An 18023-nucleotide genomic window follows, 5' to 3' on the forward strand; every position below is an offset into this window, starting at 1 on the left:
GGATGCGGGCTGGCGGGCGTCGAATCTGACATTCGGGTCCAGAGTGCGAAAGTGGCTGGCTTGATACTGTGCCAGTTTAAGCGCCAGCGTAAGTGGTGAAAAAGCGTCAGTCGTTGCCCAAGGCTTTGGCAATCACGACCTGGGGTGTGATTCTCGGGCAGCCGGGCTCCATTGCGATCCTTCCACGGGCAGCCCGGCCACAGTGCCTTTCATTGGTTGAAATCGCTGTTGCATAATTGTGACGGTCGGTTGCAATTCGTACGGCGGAATCGGCGTTGCTTTGGCGGTGAGCATCAGCGTTTGCGGATTTCCGAACGCCACCCAAGCGGTCGTCAAACCGCTGGCGTTAGCTCCGCCTCGACATAGCGCCGCGACGAAAAGTCCAACAAAAACAAATTCAATTTGGGATTTGGCGGCCGTGGGACAAAGGCTGCCGCGCTGCGGCGGCCTGCGACAAACGACGCAAACCGCGGGGAATGCGGACGATTTTGACTAAACATGCAGCAGGGACTGGGAAAACTTGAGGCTTCTCACGCCTCGCGAACGGCGTAACTGTTCCATTCAGGGCCTGTGATGGTTCGCTCTGCAATTGGGGGTACTAATGTCGTTTCGCAAAACAATCGTAGCAACCGCGCTCGCCGCGCTTGCTTCAGCCGGGGTGGCCCGCGCTGCCGATCTTCCGGTCAAGGCCGCAAAGCCGGTCAAGGATCTTCCCTTCTTCCTGGTGATCGATGACCGCGTCACCTATTCGTGGATGCCGAACGGCACCGACCCGGGCGCCTATTCGCTGAAGCCGAACGGGGCCGGCTTCAACGGTAATACGGCCAAGAGCGTCTATTCGTTCACCCACTTCGACGTCTGGCAATACGGCACCAACTTCTTCACCATCTCGATGTTCAAGTCGGACCACAACGATCCGGCCAATCCGTGCACGGGCACAACGACCACCTCGATCTACAACACCGCTATCATTGGCGGCGGCAGCGGGTTCTGCGCCGGCGCCACCGAGTTCTACGGCCTGTTCCGTTCGACCTTGGGCTGGAACGAACTGTTCGGCACCAAGATGTTCAGCATGGGTCCGCTGCACAACATCTCGTTCGAGTGGGGCGCCGATTACGAGACCGAGAACAACTTCCTGGCTCCGGCCAAGCGCGACTTCGTCGCCGGTCTGCAGTTTGCGTTTGATCTTCCCTACAAGGGCTACATCAACGTAGCGCCGTTGGCCTACAAGGAAATCAATCATAACGCCTTCGATCAGTGCGGTCTGTTTGGTCCGGGAACGCCTGGCGTGACCTGCCTCACCGACGGCAACACCAGGTTCAAGACCACCTGGGCGGTTGAAATCAACTACTACATGGATCTCGGCTTCATTCCGGAAGGCTATCAGTTCTTCTCGATCAGCGGCCGTGCTGGTTTCTATGGTCCGAAGGGCGACTCGAACGCTCCGCTCACCGGCATCATGCCGTCGAAGACGGAAATCAACTCCGAACCGATCCGCCTGACCTTCGATGCCTCGAAGGCGATCATGGGACCGAAGTATTCTCACTTCGTCGACGTCTGGGTGGCCTACCGCTACTGGCAGAACAAGTTTGGCCTCGACCACAACAGCGCGGTGAACGGCATCTGTAACGCGCCGCTCAACGGTGTCATCACGAGCACCAACTCCTGCACCGAGCAGACCGTCTATACCGGTATCACGATGAAGTTCTAAGGTTCTCGAACCTTCTCCAAAACGATGGCGCCGCGATCAGATCGCGGCGCCATTTTTGTTTTGCGATGTTGGCGAGGCGTCGGCCAAGACTTGCGCCATCGTCCCGGCGAACGCAGGGACCCATACCGCGGAATCTCACCATGGTTTTCGGCGGTCGACAATCTTCACTTGAACCAAAGCCGGTGGTTATGGGCCCTCGCGTTCGCGAGGACGACTTGTGGGAAGACTGTGTTCTTGAGGCGAACGGCAGCTACTTCGTCCATACCCCGTCATGCAGCGCGGCCGCGTCGTCCTCCAGCAGCGGGCCGACCACCTCCGTCGCACGCTGCCCGCTGGCAAACACCGCGCGGCAGGGCAAATCGAGCGTCGGGTTCTCAGGATGGTTGCCGGTGATGCCGCGCAAGCGAGCTTCGCTGAGGCCGTAGACCAGGCGGCCGACGCCGGCCCAGTAGATCGCGCCCGAACACATCGCGCAGGGCTCGGCGGACGAATAGATCGTGGCGCCGGCGAGATCCTCGGCCTTGAACCTGCGGCAGGCTTCGGTGGCGAGCAGCCGCTCGGCATGCGCGGTGCCGTCATGGGCAGGCATATAGCCGTTCTCGGTCTCGATGAGGATCTTGCGGTCGCGGCCAACCAGAATCGCACCGAATGGATGGTTGCCATGCGTCATCGAGCGCCGCGCAACCTCGAAGGTCCGCTTCAGGAAGTGCTCGTCAGCCTGCACCTGTGTCAGGTCCGCAACGTCGGTCATTGGATTTCCCTCTGGCGGCTCTTCACGCAAACCGGAAGTCCGCCCCGGATCAAGTCCTGAGGGCGTGCTTCGGCGGAAGCGTTTTAGTGTCCCGCCATGTGGCGGCCAACTTCCGTAAGGTCGGCTTCGCTCGCGCGGGCCTCGTAGACCAGCTGGCCGTGAAACATCACAACCAGACGATCCGATAATTCGAGCAGTTCGTCGAGATCCTCGCTGACGAGCAACACCGCCGCGCCACGGTTGCGCGCCGCCATGATCTCGGCGTGGATCTGGGCGACGGCCGCGAAATCCAGCCCGAAGCACGGATTGGCGGCGATCAGCACCTCGACGTCGTGCCCAAGTTCGCGCGCCAGCACCGCACGCTGCACGTTGCCGCCCGACAGCGCCGAGATCGGCGTGTCGGGGCCGCGGGTCTTGATCTTGTAGCGGTCGATCTTGCGTTTGGCGTCGCTGCGGAACGCCGCACCGTTGAGCCACCACCCGCCTTTGGCAAAGGGAGCGCGGTCGAATTCGCGGAAAGCGACGTTGTCGGCCACGCTCATGCCGCCGACGCAGGCGTTCTTCAGTGGCTCCTCCGGCAACAGCGACATCTTGTGCCGGCGCATCTCCTCGCGGCTCGCGTGATAGCGCTCTCCGGCCACGCGAATCTCGCCACTCTCGGCCTCGCGCTGGCCGGCCAGCACTTCGACGAGCTGACGCTGGCCGTTGCCGGAAACGCCGGCAATGCCGACGATCTCGCCGCCGCGCACGGCAAGCGAGACGTCGTTGACCGCGACCGCACCGGCGTCGTCGAGCGCGCAGATGTTCGCAAGCTCAAGCCGCACGCCGCCGGTCTCGCCCGAGCGCGGCGGCTGGATCGTCAATTGCTCGGCGCCGATCATCGCGCGCGCCATCGCGTCAGGAGTGAGGTCCTTGACCAGGCCTTTGCCCGCGAGCTTGCCACGGCGCAGGATCGTCACCTCGTCGGCGAACGCCATCACCTCGCGGAATTTGTGCGTGATCATCAGGATGGTGAGATCGCCGCCCTCGACCATCTTGCGCAGCATGCCAAGGACTTCGTCGGCCTCGCCCGGCGTCAGCACCGAGGTCGGCTCGTCCAGGATCAGAAAACGCCGCTTCAGATAAAGCTGCTTGAGGATTTCGCATTTCTGCCGCTCGCCGGCGGAAATATCGGAGACGCGGGCGTTGAGCGGCACCTTGAACGGCATCCGCGCCAGAAAAGCTTCCAGCTCTTTCTTCTCTTTCGCCCAGTCGACCACCGCCGGCACGTCGTCGCGCGCCAGCACGAGGTTCTCGGCGACCGTCATCGCCGGCACCAGCGTGAAGTGCTGGTAGACCATCCCGAGCCCCAGCGCATGGGCGTCCTTCGGGTTTGCGATCGCCTTCTCGCGTTCGGCGACGATGACCTGGCCTTCGGTCGCGTGGTAATAGCCCATGATGCACTTGACCAGCGTCGACTTGCCGGCGCCGTTCTCGCCGAGCAAGGCGTGCAGCGTGCCGGGCCGCACTTTCAGTTCGACATTGTCGAGTGCGACGAAATCGCCGAAGCGCATCGTCATCGCCACGGCATCGATGCCGAAGGCGCCCGATGGGGGCGGTGGTTCACCGATGATCATGAGAGCTCCGATTTTCGAAATTCGTGATGTGCCGCGGACACTAGATCGCTCCGATGAGATGATCTGATGTCGTCACCGCTCCGAACACGCCACCCTGCATCTTGATCATCTTGATGGCGTGGTCGTGGTTGCTCTTGTCGGTCGCGCCGCAGCAGTCCTCGACCAGCACGCATTCGAAGCCGCGGTCGTTGGCCTCGCGCATCGTCGTATGGACGCAGACGTCGGTGGTGATGCCGGTGAGCACGATGTTCTCGATGCCGCGCAGGCGCAGCATCAGTTCGAGGTCGGTGGCGCAGAACGAGCCCTTGCCGGGCTTGTCGATGATCGGCTCGCCGGGCTTCGGGTAAAGATCCGGAATGATGTCCCAGCCCGGCTCGCCGCGCACCAGGATGCGGCCGCACGGCCCGGGATCGCCGATGCCGGCACCGATCTGGCGCGAGCGCCAGCGCTTGTTGGCGGGCAGGTCGGCGAGATCAGGCCGGTGTCCCTCGCGGGTATGAAAGATGTGGTAGCCCTTGGCGCGCATCGCGGCCAACAGGCGCTTGATCGGCTCGATCGGGGCGCGGGTCAGCGACAGGTCGTAGCCCATCTTGTCGACATAGCCGCCGACGCCGCAGAAATCGGTCTGCATGTCGATGATGACGAGCGCGGTGTTTTCCGGGCGCAAATCGCCGTTGTAAGGCCAGGCATAGGGCTCTGACTTGATATAGCGCTCGGGCATGGCTAGAGCTCCGATTCCGAAGTTCGCAAGCTATCGTGGCGACCTCTGATGCGAACTTCGGAATCAGAGGAGCTCTAGCAACTTTTCAGTTTCTAGTGCAGCTTTTGAATTTGAAGTTCCCAAAGCGAACTCGCGGCAACATTGATGGGAACTTCAAATTCGCTGCACTAGTGGTCCGAATCTAACATTCGCATCCCTTCTCAGCGGCCACTTTTGCGAATGTTAGAATCGCAGGACCAGTAGCAAACATATCTTCTTAGTGGAGTGTGGGATTTGACATTCGCCTGAAGCGCTCGCGGCTAGGTGGGTAGCGAATGTCAAATCCACTCCACTTTCCTCGTTACCTCGTGATCGACAGTTCGGCGGGCGCGCCGGTCAGCGTGCGTTTCGGCGAACAGGTGATGATCATGATCGCCAGCGTCAGGATATAGGGCGCGGCGTTGAAGAGATGATAGCCGGAGGTGACCCCGACCGATTGCAGCGCGGGTCCGAGCGCCGCGGCGCCACCGAATGCAAGCGAGGCCCACAGGCACAACAGCGGGTCCCAGCGCGCGAAGATCACGAGCGCCACCGCGGTGATGCCTTGGCCGGATGACAGCCCCTCGTTCCAGCTTCCGGGATAGAACAGCGACAGAAACGAGCCGCCGATGCCGGCAAGGAAGCCGCCGACCATGGTCGCGCGCAGCCGGATCAACAGCACCGAGTGGCCCATGGCGCGGGCGGCATCCGAGCTTTCGCCGGCGGTGCGGATCAAGAGACCCCAGCGTGTGGTACGGAACGCCCAATACAGAACCGGCGCGAGCCCGACGCCCAGCAGGAACAGCACGTTGATGCGCAGCGCGGCGCGGACTTGCGGGATGTCGCTCCACCAGCCGAAATCGATCGCCGGCAATCTTGCAGCGGTCGGCTCGATCAGCGGCTTGCCGAGATAGAAGGCGAGCCCGGTGCCGAACAGCATCAACGCGATGCCGACTGCGATGTCGTTGACGCGCGGCAGCGAGCAGATGCCGGCGTGCAGCGCGCCCAGCATCGCGCCGGTGAAGCCGGCGGCGAGTACGCCGAGCCACGGCGAGCCGGACAGATAGGAGATGCCGTAGGCGCTCATCGCGCCCATCACCAGCGTGCCTTCGAGGCCGAGATTGATGCGGCCCGATCGCTCGGTGATGCATTCCCCCAAACTCACGAACAGGAACGGTGTGGAGACGCGGATCGCACCGCCGAACACGGCGAGCGGCACGGTCCAAAGCCCGATCGATCCGTCAGCCATGTCGCTTGCCTTTCAACTTACTTGCCCTTCAGAAAGCCGATCCGCCCGTACACCGCGTCGCTTGCCAGCACGAACACGAAGATGATCCCTTGCAGCACCAGCACGGATGCGTCAGGCAGTCCGAGCCGGCGCTGCAAGAGGCCCCCAGAGGCACTGATCCCGCCGAGCAGGATCGCAACCGGGACCACGGCAAGCGGATTTTGCCGCGACAGGAACGCGACCAGGATTCCGGTGTAGCCGTAGCCGGCGGCGAGGTTGGCGTTGGTGCGGCCCTGCACCGCTGCGACCTCAACCATGCCGGCCAGACCGGCGCAGGCGCCGGCGATGAAGCATACCGTCAGGATCAATTTACCGACGGAGAGGCCGACGATCTTGGCGGCGCGGATGTTTCCGCCGGCCACCCGCGCGGCAAAGCCGAAGGTGGTGTGATAGATCAGAATGTAGGAGGCGATGGCCGCGATCAGGCCGAAGAGCAGGCCCCAATGCACGTCGGTGCCGGGAATGGTGCCGATCATGTTGGCGGCGCCGATTTCGTGCGTCGACGGCTTGTTGAGGCTCGCGGGATCGCGCATCACGCCCTCGACAAGGTGATTGAGGATCGCAAGCGCGATGTAGACCAGCAGCAGACTCGAGATGGTCTCGTTGACGCCGCGATATTGCCGCAGCGCGCCGGACAGCAGAATCCACAGGCCGCCACCGACCATGCCGGCGCCCGCCATCGCGATTTGAACGGCGAGCGGCGGGGCAGAGGGCAGGGCGAGCGCCATCGAGGTTGCCGACAATGCGCCGATCAGCAGGGCGCCTTCGCCGCCGATGATGACGAGGCCAAGCTGTGCCGGCAGCGCCGCGCACAGCGCGGTGAGAATCAGCGGCGCGGCGCGGGTCAGCGTGTTCTGCCAGGAGAACCAGGTGCCGAACGCGCCCTGGTACATATAGAAGTAGAGGTCGAGCGGGTTCTTGCCGAACAGCGCGACAAAGATGCCGAAGACCACGAGCGCGCCGGCCAGCGCCGCGCCCGGGATCAGGATGTATTCGATGGACGCGCCGTGGCGCTGGAGAAAGCCGGGGTCAGCGGCGGGCGAAACGCCCACCGCTTCAGCCGAATCCGCAACTTCAGAGGTCACGACGCTACTCCGGATGTCACGACGTTGCGCCGATAACGCCCTCGACCAAATAGTCCATCTTTTCGAGCTCGGGATCCTTCTGACCGCGCTCGGTGCCGGCGGCAATCACCGTCTTGCCCTTGTTGTCGAGCAGCGGGCCCTTGAAGATCGCAAGCCCCGTTGCCAGAAACTTGGCCTTCACTTCGTCGGCGTGCTTGCGCGCCTGCTCGCCCACCTTCGGCCCATAGGGCGAGACCTTGACGATCTCTTCCTGCAAGCCGCCGCGGTAGAAATTCGGAATGCCTTCAGGGGTCGCCATCATCTTGAGGAATTTCGGATAGAGCGCTTCCCAATTCCATTCGGCGCCGGTGAGATAGGCTTCGGGCGCGAGCGGCGACTGGTTGACGTGATAGCCGCACACCATGGCGCCGCGGCGGGCGGCGTTTTCCACCATGGTCTTGGGGCCGTCGACATGGCAGGTCAGAACGTCGACGCCCTGGTCGATCAGGCTGCCGGTGGCTTCGGCTTCCTTGACCGGCATCGACCAATCACCGGTAAAGATCACCTGCGTGGTGGCCTTCGGGTTGGCGAGCTTGGCGCCAAGCGTGAAAGCGTTGATGTTGCGCAGCACCTGCGGGATCGGTTTCGCCGCGACGAAGCCGAGCTTGCCGCTCTTTGACGTGTAGCCGGCGACGATGCCCGAGATGTACTGCGCTTCGTCGATATAGCCGAAATAGCTGCCGGCGTTCTTCGGGTCCTTGTCGGTCCACAGGCCGCCGCAGTGCTCGAAGCGCACCTTCGGATATTTGTTGGCCATCTTGACCATGTGCGGATTGAAGTAGCCGAACGAGGTCGGAAACACGAGGCTGGCGCCATCGAGATTGATCATCGACTCCATGGTCTTTTCGACCGCGTCGGTCTCCGGCACCTTCTCTTCTTCGACGATCTTGATGCCCGGCATCTTTTTCAGCGCGGCGGCGGCCGCAGCGTGCGCCTGGTTGTAGCCGTAGTCGTCGCGCGAGCCGACATAGATGAAGCCGATCGTGGTGTCGGCGGCGGCGGCCGTGCGCATCCCGAGCGCGGAGCCGAGTGTCAGCGCCGCGCTTCCCTGCAACAGGCGCCGTCGTGAAATGTGTGAGAAATCCATTGACTACTCCCCGTGGCGGGTAACCCCGCTTCCCAACTTGCGGGCCGCGCCGGCTCGGCGGGGCCTCAAAGCCGTGTCGCAAGCTTCGTGCCAGAGATTTCCGGGACGTATGTCGCTGTTCTCGTTGACGAAAAGCCGTTGGTTGGATTCTGCGCAGGATTTGACCTGCTTAATTTCGCAGCAGATTCGGCGAATTGTATGCGGGAGAGATGGGCAGGTGAGGACCGGGCCACCGTGCGGCGGCGCTTACGATCCGTTTTTGCGAGGCGACGCCGAATGATTGCCTATAAATTGGGCGAAAGAGGTGAGGGGCCCGATGCGCCGTTGGATCATCGGCCTTGCGTCCGATCGCATGGCAGCCACGTCCCCGCCGAGCCCAGCGTTGCTGACATCGATGCCTATATCGGCCTCGCGCTGTCGGCCCGGTCGCGTGCTGCGCGCGCCGACCGGGTCGTTTGCAGGGCCGGTTAGTCAGGGCACCTGGGGTCACGCATTCTTGTTTCCTCCGGCATTCGTGGTTCCCTTCAAAAGCGGTTTCCAGCTCCCAACTGACTGTCATGGAATGATGGTCGTAATTCAACGGCCGCTGATTCGATAGGAACGAACCATGGGTGAAGTTATTCAATTTGTGCCGAGGTCGGAGCTTGAACGGAACCGATTGGTCCAGAGGGCCCGCGCAATCTACGAAAGCGTATTCCCGTCGCTCGATATCGCCGGGAAACCGAGGGAGCTTGCCTTTCCGACGGAGCCGCCGAGGACGTAGTCATCTTGCCGAGGACTTTGCAAAATCGCAGCGCGGCCGATTTCGCTGCTTGCACCCGGTGGGCCGTTCTCCTCGGCTTCGCTTTGGGTTTCGTGCTGACGGGTGCGATGCTTGAACGGTCGAGGCTGTCGCATCAGCTCGCCATCCTCGGCTTCTTGACTGCAGACAGTCTCAGTTCGGCTATTGACGGGCACGCTTCGGCAACGCGCGATGAAAATTCCGCTGAACCCTTTGGCATGGATACGGAGCCGGTGCTCGGTGGCGCTCTGCACGAGCAATGGCACCGGGTTAAGGCCGATATAGGCAGGGATCGCGAGGCCGTCGCGCAGTGCCGGACCAACCATTCCTGTTCCTCGCCGGCGCAGAAGCTGATCGATCTGAGCCGTGAAGGCGCCGGTCGAAATGGACGCGCGCAAGTCGGCTTGATCAATCGGGCGGTGGATCTTGCGATCAAACCGGTGAGCGACGAGAGGCAATGGGGCATTCCCGATCGCTGGAGCGATCCGTTCGAGACGCTTCTGTCCGAACGCGGCGACTGCGAGGACTATGCAATCCTCAAATACACCGCGTTGCTCGAGGCGGGATTCCCGAAGGAGGCGCTGAAGATTGTCGTGTGGCGGAACCGGCTGCCGGACGAGGATCACGCCGTCCTGGCGGTCCGAATAGATCATCAGTGGCTGATCCTCGATAATCGGACCTTGACGCTCGTGCGCGATATCGACGTTACGCGGGCCGTCCCGAAATTCGTCCTTGATGAGCGCGGCGTGCGGCGGCTGGTTTCGAATCGCGTGCAAAAAGCGCCGGCTTGAGCCGGCTTCGCCAAAGGGCATTCGTGAATGCCGTCATCGAGGCCGATGTCCTCGACAATCTTGACGTCCTCGACGTTGCGTTCTTGCGACCAGGGACGTTTGGATCAAGCCAGCCATGACGCGAGAGATACGACCTCAGCAGCTATTTGACCGTTGAAGCAGAAAATTGAACGGTTCCTGCCGCCTGGACGGTCGAAACTTAAGTCAATCTTAGAGTCCTGGGCTGAGAATCCGGGGCGTGAGATTTTCGAGTGGCCGCCTTACGAATCTCAGCCGCTCTTCAGCGAAGCGTCAACCTCCTCGTGATACCGCCCCTGGTCATTGCGGGCCTGGTCGCATGTGCGGCCGTGCCGCTGGCCTCCTCGCTCGCGGTTCTCTCGGTCACGTCAAAGGTTGGCGGCTACCACACCACGGAATCCTATCTCCCGCGCGCGCAACCGCTGTGGAATGACGTCTGGAATGAGGCGGTCGCCGGCCTTGCGAGCGTCTCCGACGGATTGCACAGGGGCAATTAAATCAGCCTCGCCTCCCGGCTCGCTTCCACGCAACCGCTGCTGCCGAGCCCCTCGAAGCGTGCGGTCGAGCCCCTTGCGAACCTGCCGAGCGGGCTGGGCCTTCAGTTCATCAGGCTCGACGTGCCGACGCTGGCTCCGATGGCGTTTACGCGCTTCTGCCTGGAATATCCTGCCGAGTGCAAACCGCAGCGGCTGTTACCAGGCAGTGACCGGGTCGAGTTGAACATCACCTGCTGGACCGAGCTCGAGGACGTCAACCGCACGGTCAATTCATCGATCCACCCGGAGCGCAACGAAGAAGGGCTCGCCGGCGAGAAATGGCTGCTGGGGCCGCCTCGCGGCGATTGCAATGATTACGCGGTCACCAAGCGTCACGAACTGATCGCCAGAGGCTGGCCCGCCCGCACCGTTCTGTTGAGCGAGGTCGTGACCGCCTGGGGCGAGCATCACCTCGTTACGGTAGTCCGTACCGGAAGCGGCGACCTGGTGCTCGACAATCTCACCGAGGAAATCGTGCCGTGGTCCCGCACGCCCTATCGATGGGTACGCATCCAGATGCCGAGAAACCCGAACTACTGGGCGTCGATTTCTGCATCAAGTGCCTGAAGCGAACGCTTGCGCGATGGCCAATCTGTTGCGGGCGGCCGGCGCCAGCCTCACGCCGCGCGAATTCCGACCATGAAGCGGTCGATCTTGGATCTGAGCTGGGCCGCCTGCTCGTTGAGTTGTTCGGCGGAGGTCAAAACCCGTCGCGCGGCAGTTCCGGTGTTGGCCGCGGCCTGCGTCGCGCCGCCGATATTGTGCGTGACCTTCTCGGTGCCTTGCGCGGCTTCCTGGATGTTGCGGGCAATTTCCTGGGTCGCAGCACCCTGTTGTTCGACGGAGGACGCGATCGCTGTCGTGATCTGGTTGATCGCGCCGATCGTCCCGCCGATATTCTCGATGGCCTGGACCGCTTCGGTAGTGGCGCCTTGCATCGCGGCCACCTGCGATGAGATTTCATCGGTCGCCTTGGCGGTCTGGCTTGCCAGGGATTTCACTTCGTTGGCGACGACGGCAAAACCCTTGCCGGCTTCACCCGCGCGCGCAGCCTCGATGGTCGCGTTCAAGGCCAAAAGATTGGTCTGGCTCGCAATATCGTTGATCAGCCTGACGACATCTCCGATCCGTTGCGCAGCCGCCGACAATCCCTGAACCGTGACGTTGGTGCGATTGGCTTCTTCGACCGCCTGGCTCGCTACCTTGGTGGATTGAGCGACCTGACGGCCGATCTCGGCGACGGAGGAGGCAAGTTCCTCGGTCGCCGCGGCGACGGTCTGCACATTGGCCGAGGCCTGTTCGGCCGTTGCGGCGACGGAGGTCGTCTGGTGGCTGGCTTCTTCTGCGGAAGCGGACATCTGGTTCGATGTGCCGCGCAGTTCATTCGCTGCGCCTGAAAGCATATCGAGCGAGCCGCGGATGCTGGCCTCGAAGTCGTCGGCCATGGTGCCGAGAAGCTTGTGTTTCTCGGCCTCGGCGCGCTTCTTCAGTTCGTCCTGTTCGCCGCGCAAACGGACCGCCTCGATCATGCTGTCCTTGAAGACCTGAACGGATTGCGCCATCGCCCCGACCTCGTCGCGGCGATCCTGCGCGGGGATCACGGTCGCCATGTCGCCCGCGGCAATCTTGCGCATCGCGCCCGTCATGGCCTTGATCGGCACAACGATGCTGCGGCCGAGCATCACGGAGGCGCCGACCACGAGCATAAGGACGATCGCGAGCAGCGTGCCGATCCGCCAGACCTGTTGCCAGAAGATGGCGTCGACGTCGTCGAGATAAATGCCGCCGCCGATGGTCCAGCCGTATGGCTTGAATTCGGTCGCGTAGGACACTTTCGGCAGCGGCGTCGTGCCGCCCGGCCGTATGAAACGATAGCTGACGAAGCCGCCTCCTTTGGCGGCGGCGTTGATCTGGTCGCGCGTGAAGTAGACGCCATCCGAATCGGGCGCGTTATACAGGTTCTTGTTCTCGACGTTCGGGTTCGGGTGGGATTGAACCAGGCCATCGGAGCTGAAGGCGTAGAAATAGTCGTCCTTGCCGAAGCGCAAGGTGCGGAGAACCGCTTTCCCCCGTTGCAGCGCTTCTGCATCCGAAACGCCGGCGGCCTTCGATCTTTGATAATCGATATCGATGGTTTGCTTGGCGAGCAGCACCACGTCGCGGAGCTTCGCCTCGCGGTCCTCCAAGAGATTTTGCCGCAGCGTCGAGAGCCCGACCGCGGCGATGACTGCGACACCGGCGACCGATACCAGCACCATCATCAGCAGCTTGGCGGAGATCTTGAGGCGGGCGTGCATGGAGCACCTTTTTTCTGGATTCACACGGGTTCCCGAAGCGTTAACCGGAATTGATAAAAATGCCCCTAACGGGCCTCTTGTGGTCCGGCGCGGCCGGCGCCTTGTCGCGGCCGAGGGGAGGGGCGCCGGGCGATTGCCGATTTTGCAAATGAGCAAGAGAGCCGATCGAAGATCGCGAAACCTCTCCTGTCGGCGCGTCGAGCGGGCTGAAGCCAGGATCGCTGCGACAGTTCGCCGATTTCCGGTTTTTCCCGGTCGTGCCACGGTCCGCCTATTGCACGACACGTTGGATTAATCGGTTTTTCCCGCCTGCGATGAGGGTCTTCCTCTCTGGTTTGACATCCACGGATCTGGCTGCTCGCCCGGAAATCCAGCCGGCGCGGTGGCGGCAGCCATTCTTGCGCCTGCTCGACGGCGTCGAAGCGGGCTGGGCGGTAGCGTTGCTGCTCGCCGGATTTGTCGCGGTCTGGATGACCTATCTCCTGATCGCTTATCTCGTCGGCGATCTGCATTCGGACGTGCTGGAGGCCTGGACCTTCGGGCGCAGCTTCGACTGGGGCAGCGCCAAACACCCGCCGCTGATGGGATGGGTTGCGCGAGCGTGGACGTCGGTCTTTCCGCTGACCGACTGGTCGCTGCAACTGCTGGCGCTCGTCAACGCCGCGGTCGCGCTGTGGTTCGTCGATTTGATTTCCCGCCGTTTCGTGACGGGCGACAAACGCGTGATCGTGCTGCTGCTTCTGATGCTGCCGCCGACCTATCAATTCTTTGCGCAACGTTTCAACGCCAATGCGGTGCTTCTGCCGGTCTGGCCGGCCGCGACCTATTGTTTTCTGAGATCGTTCGAGACGTGGGACGTGAAGTGGGCCGTTGCCGCCGGCGCCACGGCCGCGCTAGCGATGCTGGGAAAATACTATTCGGTCTTCCTGATCGGCAGCTTCGTGCTTGCCGCGATTTGCCATCCACGGCGTCGCGCGTACTTCCGATCACCCGCGCCGTGGATTTCCGCAGCTGTCGGTCTGGTTGCGTTGGGGCCGCATTTGCATTGGCTGGCGACGACGGGTGGCATGCCATTCAGCTACGCGCTGAGGGAGCACGGCGGAAAGGCGTTTGTCCCTTCGCTCGGCGAAGCGCTTCTGTTCATCGTTGAAGCGGCGCTCGGTCTGCTGCTGCCGGCTTTGTTGTGGGCGGCGATCGCGGGACGGCGCCTTAAAATGCTGCCTCGCGATTTTCTTCCGATGGACCCGGGCCTGGTCCTGTTGTTCCTGATCGCTGTCGGGACCATTGCGTTTCCAGCGATCGCGGCCGTCGTCGTCGGTGCGCATATGCCGGGCGTCTGGGCTTCGCCAGGACTCTTCCTGTTTGTCGTTCTCGTCGTGTGCAGCACGCGCTTTCCGATCGAACGATTTTATACGGTCAATCTGCTCGTCATCGTCGCCGGCATGGCGCTGACAGCCGCCTTCATCGTGGCGCCGCTGCACGCCTTCTATCGCAATACGCACCCGCTCAATGAAGGTCGCAATTTCTACCGGCTGTCGGCGCTCGAGCTCACGCGCCTTTGGCATCGCCGCTTTGATATCCCGCTTCCGATCGTCGGCGGCGACGAGGGATTGGCGCTCGCGGCCGCATTCTATAGCCCCGATCATCCGCTGTATGAGGCGGAACTGGTGTGTCCGAAAACGGATGAGTTTCCCAGGGCGGCGATCGACCGCGGCTGGGCGGCGCTGTGCTTTGCCGGCGACAGCGGCTGTCTCGACCGCATGGCGAGGAATGTCGCGCATGCGCCGGGGGCAATGCAGACCGAATTCACCGTCCAATCCAGCTTGATGGGATATCCGGGCGCCGCACAGCGCGTGAAGGCGTTCATCGTCCCACCTTCCGCTGCGGGAATGATGGCGCCGATGTCGGCGGAAGATCTGCAAGCGCGTCGCTGCAAGGGCGGCAGACGCCCGGACGCTGTTGAACGTTGAAGCGCAACCGTCGCTCGCTGAGGGCGCGAGCTTGGCTTATGGATTGCGCTAATGCCCCACCGCGGTCAGCGTTCGCGTTCCCAGGTCAGAGTGCCGACGACCTTCTTGCCCTGATAGATGCCAACGGAGCTGACTAGTTCAGGCGTTCGGATGCTCAGCCGGTCACCTTCCAGCTTGAAAAACCTCACCTGATCCTGCCCGGTGAGGAGTTCATTGCCCGACATGTCGACCTTGGTCGTGAATTTGTCTCCGTCGATGGTGAATTTGCCCGTGTAGGCAAGCAACGACTTGAGCAGCGCCGCCGTCTCCTCGTTGTTTGTTGCCGGCTTGCGGTTTGCTCCGACAATAATGAAGGCCGCAAATCCGTCCGGCGTGAACAGCGCCCTGCCTTTCGGGTTGGGACCAAACGGTTCGCTGGCGTCGCCGCCGACAATTTGAATGGTCCATGAAGTCAATTTCCAACTCCCGACCAACTGCTTCGATGCGTCGTCCGCAAACGCAGGTCCAGACGGAAAACAGCAATAGAGAGCAGCCAATAATGCAACGAGACGGGCCATGCTGTTCTCCCGTGAATGGTAAGTCGGGCTCCGACAAATAATCAGGATAGCGAGGTCGATCAAAACTTACGAGCCTTCGGACGGCGGGCTCCGCGACAATTCCGTCGAGGGGGCCACGTCCGCTATTGGTCCTGGCGGACATTCATCGGCGCGCCCAGGGACGAATGGCCGCTCAACGGCCATTGAGCGGCGCGCGCGGCGCATGCAGACGGACCGACAGGCCGGGTTGCAGCCTTTCATAATCCAGCGTGCCGTCGAGTTGCTGGGTCAAAAGGCGGATGATGCGCGAGCCGAGGCCGCACGGATCGCCATCACTGTTATGCCCGACGCCGTTGTCGGACACCGTCAGTTCGATGTCCTTTGCGACCTTGAGTTCAACGCTCACCTGACCGGCCTTGCCGTCAGGGAATGCGTACTTCAGCGCATTCGTCACGAGTTCATTGGTGACGATGCCGATTGCAAGCGCCTGGTTATGCGGCAGGTCGACGTCCTCGCACAGCACCTCGAAGGTGATCACGCCCGGCGGCGCCAGCGACTGGAAAATCTTGTCGACCACGCCGTTGAGATAATACCGCATGTCGACCAGCCGCGAATCCTGTTTCAGCGAGAGATGGTCGTAGACCTGCGCCGTGACGTGAATTCGGCTCGCGGCCGCCTCCAGCGCCGCGGCGGCCGCCGGGTCCGAACCTCTGGCTTGGAGGCGGATCATGGCGCTGAGCACGGCGAGATTATTCTTGGTGCGATGCGCCATTTCCTGAAGCAGCAGGGATTTGGTCTTGTCGGCGTGCATCACGCGCTTCATCTCGGCGCGGAGGAATTCGGCCACCACGGCTGTGCCGGCGGCGGTCACGATGAACAGCCCGCTCTCGGCCACATAGGCCGGCCCGGGATCGGTACCGTAGCTCAGATAACCGCTGACAATGATGGCGATCGCCGCGGCGGCCATGCCCGTGCCGCGGTTGAAGATCAGGCCCGACAGGAAAATGCCCGGCAACAGCAGAAAATAGCTCGGATATCCGGTCAGCATCTGCAACGCCATCTGCAGAGTCGCGCATGCCAGCATGATGGCGGCCACGATGCCGTAGCGGACAAGAACAGGCAGTCGATGCTCGAGCAGCAACGGATAGAGCTTGTTCATGCGGATCAAAAGCGCCGCGCGGCGCAGTGTTCCGAACGCCGGCGGGCATTTTCTTGCAGCAGATTGGAACAAAGATTGAGAGCCGGGCTTGTGGGTATCGCCCCCGGCCGATCACCGTCCGTCGCCGGTAAAGGTGACGGTTGTGCCTTTCGCAACGCTGTCCGCGACACGCTCGGCATCCCAGTTGGTGAGGCGCACGCAGCCATGGGATTGCGCTTTTGACACCTGGCCCGGTGAGGCGGTGCCGTGGATGCCGTAGCCGTCGCCGGAAAGATTGATCCAGACCGTGCCGACCGGATTGTTCGGGCCCGGCTTGATGGTGAAGGGCTTGCGGGAATGCACGCCCTTGAAGTGATAGCGCGGATTGTAATGATAGGTCGGGTTGTGGTCGATTTCAGTCACCTTCAACGTGCCCGAAGGTGACGGCTTGTCTTCGCTGCCGACGGTCGCGGGGAAAAATCCGATCAGCGTATTCGATTTGTCGAACAGCTTGACGGTCTGCCGGCTTTTGTCGACCTCGACCCGATCCGCCTTGAGCGGGGCCGAGGGCTGCGCGGCGGCGGTGTCGACGACAACAATGGTGTCGCCGGCGCGATCGAAATTTTGCCTGGGGTTCAGCATCGCAAGCAGCGCTTCGCTCATGTGGAATTTCTCGGCGAGAGCTTCGCGCGCGCTGGTGTAGCCGAGCCTGGGAAGGTCCTTCATGGCTTCCATTTTGGAAGGCAGCTTGCGCAGGAACGGCCCGGCGACGTCCTTTTCGCTGATCGTGTACTTGGTCAGCACCGGACGATTGTCGGCCTCGAGCTTCTTGAAGGCCTCGTCGATCAGATGGTCGGAGGCGGGGAGTTGCTGCGCCTCGGCGTAGGCGCGCAGCGCTTTCTTGGCGTTCTCGCCGAACTTGCCGTCGATCTCGCCGGGCGAGAAGTGCGCGCGGTCGAGCAGAACTTCCAGCCGAACACCGAACGGCGTCGGCTTGTCGCCCGGAATGGTCTTTTCGGGTGGCGTCGCGTCATTGATGGCGGCCGGATCGAGCTTGGCAGCGGATGCGGCGCTCGCCACCAATGCCATCGCGAGCGCGATGCACCAATGTTTCGTCGTTCTCCTCACATCCGCGGCCTTTCACATCCTGCTTGTGAAAAGAACGAGCGCGGGCGCCGCGCGTTCCCGCGGCTTCCCGAAGTCAGGAGCTTGCGGCTCGCAATCTGATGGCATTTTGAAAGTCGCCGACGAACCGGTGGCGGCGCTGGCCCGTGTGATGAAGCGAGGCGCCGGTCGCAACGGCGGATCCGGCAAAAGAGCCAAGGCCAAGACAGAGAGAGCAAAGCGGCTGAAAGTCCGGCGACCGGCTTCGCTTGGCAAGGCCAGGCGAGGGATCAAGCGCAAATGGGATGATGCTGCGCCAAGTCGCGTTAGCCCTCCTTCGGAAGGCATCCGGCTTCGCGTTTTGAGACAACCCTGCGAAGCGCATCGCGCGAAGCAGGATGGTGCCCCTGGCCGGAATCGAACCAGCACTCCTTGCGGAACTCGATTTTGAGTCGAGCGCGTCTACCAGTTCCGCCACAGGGGCCCTCGGTCCGCCGGCAAGCCGGCGTCGCGAAGCCGGCGGAATATAGCGGCCG

The 18023-nt window shown here is 62.3% G+C and carries 15 protein-coding genes and 1 tRNA gene; 5 read left to right on the forward strand and 11 right to left on the reverse strand.

All coding sequences use genetic code 11. The annotated features are described in order from the left end of the window. Positions 1 to 601 precede the first annotated feature (601 nt). The gene (locus VFL62_RS23760; protein ID WP_325174838.1) at positions 602 to 1711 is read left to right on the forward strand and encodes a hypothetical protein; all 1110 of its coding nucleotides are present in this window, start codon (positions 602 to 604) and stop codon (positions 1709 to 1711) included. Positions 1712 to 1961: 250 nt separating this feature from the next. Here VFL62_RS23760 and VFL62_RS23765 read toward each other — a convergent pair whose 3' ends face one another. The 6 genes from VFL62_RS23765 to VFL62_RS23790 form a co-directional block, all read right to left on the reverse strand. Next, entirely contained in the window at positions 1962 to 2462 is a 501-nt protein-coding gene (locus tag VFL62_RS23765) for a nucleoside deaminase (protein WP_325174839.1), read from the reverse strand. 83 nt (positions 2463 to 2545) lie between these two features. Beyond that, a complete protein-coding gene (locus tag VFL62_RS23770; protein WP_325174840.1) occupies positions 2546 to 4078 on the reverse strand; it encodes an ABC transporter ATP-binding protein in 1533 nt (510 codons plus the stop codon). Between the two features lie 40 nt (positions 4079 to 4118). After that, the gene (locus VFL62_RS23775; protein WP_325174841.1) at positions 4119 to 4799 is read right to left on the reverse strand and encodes an isochorismatase family cysteine hydrolase; all 681 of its coding nucleotides are present in this window, start codon (positions 4797 to 4799) and stop codon (positions 4119 to 4121) included. Positions 4800 to 5139: 340 nt separating this feature from the next. Further along, the gene (locus tag VFL62_RS23780; RefSeq protein WP_325174842.1) at positions 5140 to 6066 is read right to left on the reverse strand and encodes an ABC transporter permease; all 927 of its coding nucleotides are present in this window, start codon (positions 6064 to 6066) and stop codon (positions 5140 to 5142) included. Between the two features lie 17 nt (positions 6067 to 6083). Next, complete coding sequence (locus VFL62_RS23785) at positions 6084 to 7190, reverse strand: ABC transporter permease (protein WP_325174843.1); 1107 nt, start codon at positions 7188 to 7190, stop codon at positions 6084 to 6086. A 16-nt stretch (positions 7191 to 7206) separates the two neighbouring features. Then, positions 7207 to 8316 carry a BMP family ABC transporter substrate-binding protein gene (locus tag VFL62_RS23790; RefSeq protein WP_325174844.1) on the reverse strand — a complete coding sequence of 370 codons (1110 nt, stop codon included), beginning with the start codon at positions 8314 to 8316 and terminating at the stop codon, positions 7207 to 7209. 780 nt (positions 8317 to 9096) lie between these two features. Here VFL62_RS23790 and VFL62_RS23795 point away from each other — a divergent pair. The 3 genes from VFL62_RS23795 to VFL62_RS23805 all read left to right on the forward strand — a co-directional run bounded on the left by VFL62_RS23795 (position 9097) and on the right by VFL62_RS23805 (position 11009). Next, complete coding sequence (locus tag VFL62_RS23795) at positions 9097 to 9888, forward strand: transglutaminase-like cysteine peptidase (RefSeq protein ID WP_325174845.1); 792 nt, start codon at positions 9097 to 9099, stop codon at positions 9886 to 9888. A 302-nt stretch (positions 9889 to 10190) separates the two neighbouring features. After that, positions 10191 to 10403 carry a hypothetical protein gene (locus VFL62_RS23800; RefSeq protein WP_325174846.1) on the forward strand — a complete coding sequence of 71 codons (213 nt, stop codon included), beginning with the start codon at positions 10191 to 10193 and terminating at the stop codon, positions 10401 to 10403. Between the two features lie 120 nt (positions 10404 to 10523). After that, positions 10524 to 11009 carry a transglutaminase-like cysteine peptidase gene (locus tag VFL62_RS23805; protein WP_414644826.1) on the forward strand — a complete coding sequence of 162 codons (486 nt, stop codon included), beginning with the start codon at positions 10524 to 10526 and terminating at the stop codon, positions 11007 to 11009. Positions 11010 to 11059: 50 nt separating this feature from the next. Here VFL62_RS23805 and VFL62_RS23810 read toward each other — a convergent pair whose 3' ends face one another. After that, complete coding sequence (locus tag VFL62_RS23810) at positions 11060 to 12739, reverse strand: methyl-accepting chemotaxis protein (RefSeq protein ID WP_325174848.1); 1680 nt, start codon at positions 12737 to 12739, stop codon at positions 11060 to 11062. A gap of 398 nt (positions 12740 to 13137) precedes the next feature. Between VFL62_RS23810 and VFL62_RS23815 the strand changes: the two genes are divergently transcribed. After that, on the forward strand, positions 13138 to 14709 hold the full coding sequence (locus tag VFL62_RS23815) for a glycosyltransferase family 39 protein (protein WP_325174849.1): 1572 nt from the start codon (positions 13138 to 13140) through the stop codon (positions 14707 to 14709). 65 nt (positions 14710 to 14774) lie between these two features. On the opposite strand, the gene VFL62_RS23820 is transcribed toward VFL62_RS23815, so the two are convergent. The 4 genes from VFL62_RS23820 to VFL62_RS23835 all read right to left on the reverse strand — a co-directional run bounded on the left by VFL62_RS23820 (position 14775) and on the right by VFL62_RS23835 (position 17971). Next, entirely contained in the window at positions 14775 to 15266 is a 492-nt protein-coding gene (locus VFL62_RS23820) for a lipocalin-like domain-containing protein (protein ID WP_325174850.1), read from the reverse strand. A gap of 172 nt (positions 15267 to 15438) precedes the next feature. Next, complete coding sequence (locus VFL62_RS23825; RefSeq protein ID WP_325174851.1) at positions 15439 to 16404, reverse strand: sensor histidine kinase; 966 nt, start codon at positions 16402 to 16404, stop codon at positions 15439 to 15441. A gap of 111 nt (positions 16405 to 16515) precedes the next feature. Continuing rightward, positions 16516 to 17472, reverse strand: a complete 957-nt coding sequence (locus tag VFL62_RS23830; protein ID WP_325174852.1) for a L,D-transpeptidase family protein — start codon at positions 17470 to 17472, stop codon at positions 16516 to 16518. Positions 17473 to 17886: 414 nt separating this feature from the next. Further along, a tRNA-Leu gene (locus tag VFL62_RS23835) sits at positions 17887 to 17971 on the reverse strand. Positions 17972 to 18023 lie beyond the last annotated feature (52 nt).

It is taken from the genome of Bradyrhizobium sp., assembly GCF_035701725.1.
In the GTDB taxonomy this organism is placed as follows: domain Bacteria; phylum Pseudomonadota; class Alphaproteobacteria; order Rhizobiales; family Xanthobacteraceae; genus Bradyrhizobium.